We start from the raw sequence: 5691 nt of genomic DNA, 5'->3' as shown, positions 1-5691 counted from the left end.
TCAACTCCAAAAGCCGCCCCTTTCCAGGTAGCGATGGCGTTTATGATCGTTCCGGCACCTAGTGCATAAGCTTGTCCTGTAAATGTCATATCAAATTCCCGATAGTATATATGGGAATTTGATATTTAAGAATTGACTTATATTTTGACTTATATTTTGACCTACATAGTGAAAGAAAAAGTTGTAAATATTACACACAGTAAAAATTAAACATGTTATACTTTTTATTTGACAAGATAAAGTTGTTGCCTATCTGGGTTAAAATAAAAGAATGACCTATATCAGTTTCAATATAATGCCATGTCAAGTAAGCCCATTTTTGAAAATGGAATTGGTATATAGCGCTCCCCTAATTCTTTTTTTATGTTTTCAGATTTGGCAATCTTATCAAAATAGTCATCATGCTTATTTATGAAACAATTAGCTGCTTTTCTGAATTCCATACACACTTTTGCATCCATATATCCAATTTTTAAGTTATCTCTGACAATTGTATCCAGAATCGGATTTTCTTGTGGATTATAAAAATGCAATAGTTTTGTTCCAAAACTCCAAGGGCTAGGTTTTATTACTGTTCCGTTTAAATTACGCCGATCACTTTTTTCAAAAATCATCAATGCTTTTTCATAATCATCGAAGCTGTCAACTTGTTGCACTAGGTGCCTAATGTTTTCCATTCCTTTGGAAGATATTCTTGTCCTGTACATTTCATTTACGAAATCTACAAAGTTATTTTTTGTGAGAAATGACTTAAAATCCTCAGTATTGAACTTTTGATTTGAGAAATTATCATAACCTATTTGGTTATATATCGATTGATAAACTAAAATAAAATAGTTCTCATGTATGCTCTTCATTATAGCATTTTCAAATATATCATAATCAGGAAGACGTGTTTCAATCTTAAGGTATATTTCCTCTTGTTTCAAATTTAAACCCCACTTTAATTATATAGTAATTATCTTAAAATTAATTCAACTTTCTTTATAATCCTCCATGGAGAATCGGTGATAAAATCGATTTTACCAACCCAGTCATATACAAAAGCGGTTTTTTTGCCAATTTACCATAGTAAAATGAAGAGTATATACTTTATAAATTTATGCACATTCAACTTGACGTTTAAAATCGTAAATCATACTAACACCTTCACATGGTTTAATAATATAATTTTACCATGTGAGGTGAAAGTAATGCAACTTTAGCCTTCACAGCATTGCTTATCTTTTAAGTTCAGCAATACCCAAAAATGCATATTTTGTTTCCAGAGGGATACCAGTGTTCATCGGATTTATCTCCCTCTTGCTGACCTCTATATTTATTTCCCCATCATCAAGCTGGGCATCTTTCATGTACTGCATGACAATATCATTACCAAGCTTCTCCACAAATTGGACAGCTTCATCATAATTTTTCATCTCATGCTTGCCCTGTGGTGAAAATACGCTTATACTGGTAGGTTTCAGATTATATTTTGATTCGCCGAAAGTGACCCTAATAAGTATCTCGATCCTCTTCACACCTTTTCCTGCAAGCGCGCCTACAGCATTACCGACCTCTGCATACTCAGGCAGAAGGATATTCGCATCAACGAACTTCTTAATCTCTTCAGTATATGCACGGACAGGGCCACCAAGCAGCACCACTGGCACATCTGTCTTGAAACCTGCGAGATAATCACCATCAAGACCTTTTTCAATTTCAGTAGGAGCTACGGTTTCCATCAAGTAGGAAAGTAGGTTCAAGGCCATGTTCTTTGCAACCTTCTTCTTGATATCAAGACATAGGTCCTTCACTTCCATATCAGCGAAGATACACAGCTGCTCAGCACCCAGGATAGCTGCTTCGGTATTCCATTCATCATAGTCCCCAAGAGCATGCAGTGCATCGGTTGGAGTGAATCCTATAGCCTGAACAAGCCTCTTCTGAATGAGGCTGTCAAGAAGCATAGGTGATGGCATCTTCCGGCTTTCCCAATATATTTCAGCCACATTAACAGGCTCGTCCCCGATCCTGTTGAGAAGTTCTTCTTCCCTTTGAGTGATCTCAATAGGTTCCTGTTCTGTCCTGATGAAGAACTTGGTCGGCTGGAGATTTTCTCCAAGCTGGGTTCGTGAGATAGATTGTCCCTGTTTTAGCTTCTCTATGATCCTCGGATACTTCGAAGCAGCCACACAAAGCGGAACTACCCTTCTTGGCCCTATGCTGATCACATGGTTACGTACCCAGACATGGCTGTCTCCGCCCATTGCCGAAGTTTCCATTTTAATAGCTTCGACCTTTGTCTGCCATCCTCCGACAACAGCACCTGTGTCGGATATCTGTGGTAATCCATCAGCTATCAATGAAACATCTGTACTGGTACCACCTACATCGATAACAACACAGCTCGGCTTCTTCGATAGATAAGCAGCACCAAGAAGACTTGCTGCAGGTCCAGTAAAAATAGACTCAATCGGATGTTTGAGAGCTTCCGATATCCCCTCAATGGAACCGTCACACTTTAGCATCATAAGCTTGGCATCGATGCCACGCCGCTCGATTTCCGAGACAACGGTGTTCATGAACTGGTTAGTGATAGGAAGTAATTGTGCGTTCAGGAATGCAGTGATTCCCCGATCATAAGCGCCGAGTGATTGAGAAAGCTCATGTCCGCAAATGACAGGCATTCCGGTAAGCTCTGTGACGATCTCTTTTACCTTTTGCTCATGTTCCGGATTCCTCACACTGAAATATGAGGATACTGCAAAAGCTGAGACCTTCGCCTTTACACTTTCAACGAACTCCTTTACTGAATCAATATCGAGTGACGCAGTCTCATTTCCGCCGGAACTGTGGCCGCCATCTACTGAAATCGAATATTTTATGGCGGAATTTTTAGGTATGTCAGCATTGCCTACAAGTATCAGTCCTACTGGATACCCTGTTTTTTCAAGAATTGTATTTGTTGCAAGGGTGGTGGAAACTGAAACGAGCTTTACCTGTTGCAATATTTCCTGATCGACACCGTCAAGGGCATTCTGTATCCCCACAAGCAGGTCCGGATAGGTCGTACGTGCTTTTTTGGCCCCGACTACGTTTCCATCCTCATCGTTGATAAGAACGGCATCTGTATAAGTTCCTCCTGCATCAATACCAAGGCTATATTTCATATTATGCTTCCTTTATGGGTAAATTTTGATATTTTGGATAGTTGTTATCCAGTTCTGTTGAACGATGATGTTATGATGGCTTTTTTATGAAATGGCCATCATGAATTGCTTCGTATGCATTTAGGATAAAGGTAGATGTATATGAACATTAGGATTTTGTTCTGCAATGCAGGAAGTTCATTGAACATTTATAGCCAATGCATCATTCAGGTTCAAACGTCCTGCAGCCCATGAGAACGAACGCCAATATCCAATCTTAAAATTAGATATTGACCTCTCTTTTCGGAGTGCCGATACCTACAAAGACGAGCTTAGTCTCAATTGGCAAGCTGTCACCATGCATGGAAATGTCATTCCTCGTAACTTCAATACGTACATCACCTGCATTAAGCCCTGCTTCAGCCATGTAACTGAGTACAAGTTCCCTTCCTAGGTTATCAGCATATTCGAGAGCTTCAGGATGGGTCATGAAGACCTTTCTCTCACCTGGTGCGAACATCGTGATGTTTGCTTTGGTCCTTTGCCTTACGTTCTTGATGAGGATCTCTATCCGCTTGATACCCTTGCCCACAAGAGCACCCACAGCATTTCCGACCTCGGAATGTTCCGGCAAGACTATCTCAGCATCGATGATCTCTCTGACATCATCCACATATGCCCTGACAGGTCCTCCCAGAAGTACTACCGGGACATCGAGCTTGAACTTTGTGTGATAATTTCCTTCAATGACCTTCCTTATCTCATCCGGATGTACATTTTCAAGCAGATAGGACATCAGGTAGATGACCATGTTCTTTACAACTTCCTTCTTTACCGTCTGGCAAAATTCTATTTTGCTCTGATGGGTCATTCTTCCAAGTGTCTTGGCAGCAATATTGGAAGCTTCGGAATTCCATTCGGTGTATTCGCCAAGAACGTGCAGTGCATCGGTTGGGGTGAATCCTATTCCCTGTATGAGCCGCTTTTGTATCAACAGATCAAGAAAGACCGGTGATGGCAGTCGGTCTATGAAGATCTCACTGATTGATACCGGTGCGTCCCCAATTTTGTCAAATATCTCTTTTTCGGAAGGACTGAGTTCGTTCTGAGGTTCTCTTCCCGTACGGATGAAATATTTGGTAGGCTGGATATTTTCACCTAAGAGCATCCTTGAGGGTATCCTTGCCAGTTTCAGCTTATCGATCAGCTCAGGGTACTTTGAAGCGGCAACACACAAAGGAATGACCCTTCTTGGACCGATGTTCGGACGCTGGTTCTTTATCCATATATGGCTGTCACCACCCATGGCTGATGTCTCCATGCGGATCGCCTTGACCTTTGTCTGCCAGCCACCAACGATGGCACCCTCATCACAGAGTTCAGGAAGCTCGTTGCTTATCATTGAAACATCTGTGCTCGTTCCTCCGACATCGATCACGGCACAGGTTTTCGAACCACTCAGATAAGCTGCACCTACAAGACTTGCAGCAGGTCCGGAAAAGATAGATTCAATAGGTTTTTCTTTTGCTTCATCGATGCCCGCAACGGAACCATCACATTTGAGCATAAGGACCCTTGCTTTTATCTGCCTTCTCCCCAGTTCATTGATAATGGTCTCGATAAAGTGATCTGTTATTGGGATGAGCTGTGCATTGAGGTATGCTGTTATCCCACGATTATAAGCACCAAGGTCCTGAGAGAGTTCATGTCCGCAAACTACGGGAAGACCTGTGAGGTCCTTTATCATTTCCTTTATCTGGAGCTCATGATCAGGATTGCGGATACTAAAATAGGACGAGACTGCAAAGGCTGACACCTTGCCTTTGTTCTGAAGCACATAATCTTTGACACCATCGAGGTCAAGTGGCCTTGTTTCTTCGCCGTTCGGGCCGTGGCCACCTTCAGCAATGAAATAATTAGTTATTGAATGAGTGTCAGGGATGAGATAATCGCCTGCCATGATTAGTGCAACAGGATATCCAGTGCTTTCGAGGATAGTGTTGGTTGACAGAGTAGTTGATACGGAGACGAGTTTGACATCTTCCAGATATGACTGATCAAGACCTTCAAGGGAGTTCTTTATACCTTCAAGAAGGTTCGGATAGGTCGTCAGTGCTTTATTTGAATCTACTATTTCACCGTCAGAGTCCCTAATTATAACCGAGTCAGTGTATGTCCCACCGGCATCAATGCCCATGCTGTATTGCATTTTTATCACTCCTTTGTTGCAACTCTTAAAAATCGTAATTCACAGATCAGATAAAAAGGTAAATTATGTAGTACCTTATTCCTAAGATAAATGAGCAGGGCTTGTATATAAGAGTTGTGTGATGTTTATGCAAAACCTATTCGTTTATATTAAAGTTGCTCTGAAGCTTTTAAAGTGCCTTTCAGTACCATCAGTTCTTCAAAAAAACAATCCCGGTCAATGTTGCAGATCTCGACTTCCAGTCCCTGCTTCCGCATACGCATTTTTACTTCATCCATACCAGTAAGGGACGATATCAACATAAGGATAATTCCCCCATTACTTAGGTAGGGAGTCACCTCTTCAAGGAAT

At 41.3% G+C, this 5691-nt stretch carries 3 protein-coding genes and 2 pseudogenes; all 5 read right to left on the bottom strand.

Annotation, left to right across the window (positions count from 1 at the left end; all coding sequences use genetic code 11):
* Positions 1-89, bottom strand: a pseudogene (locus QAS77_RS09980) (shikimate kinase); the annotation flags it as partial.
* A gap of 198 nt (positions 90-287) precedes the next feature.
* Positions 288-929 carry a hypothetical protein gene (locus QAS77_RS09975; protein ID WP_305065328.1) on the bottom strand — a complete coding sequence of 214 codons (642 nt, stop codon included), beginning with the start codon at positions 927-929 and terminating at the stop codon, positions 288-290.
* Between the two features lie 291 nt (positions 930-1220).
* On the bottom strand, positions 1221-3152 hold the full coding sequence (locus QAS77_RS09970; RefSeq protein ID WP_305065326.1) for a hydantoinase/oxoprolinase family protein: 1932 nt from the start codon (positions 3150-3152) through the stop codon (positions 1221-1223).
* Between the two features lie 262 nt (positions 3153-3414).
* Complete coding sequence (locus tag QAS77_RS09965; protein ID WP_305065324.1) at positions 3415-5340, bottom strand: hydantoinase/oxoprolinase family protein; 1926 nt, start codon at positions 5338-5340, stop codon at positions 3415-3417.
* Between the two features lie 149 nt (positions 5341-5489).
* A pseudogene (locus tag QAS77_RS09960) lies at positions 5490-5691 on the bottom strand (HemK2/MTQ2 family protein methyltransferase); the annotation flags it as partial.

This window comes from Methanococcoides sp., assembly GCF_030594565.1.
GTDB classification, from domain to species: Archaea; Halobacteriota; Methanosarcinia; order Methanosarcinales; family Methanosarcinaceae; genus Methanococcoides; species Methanococcoides seepicolus.
The sequence above is the reverse complement of the archived record's forward strand: the minus strand, read 5'-3'. Positions and strand labels throughout refer to the sequence as shown.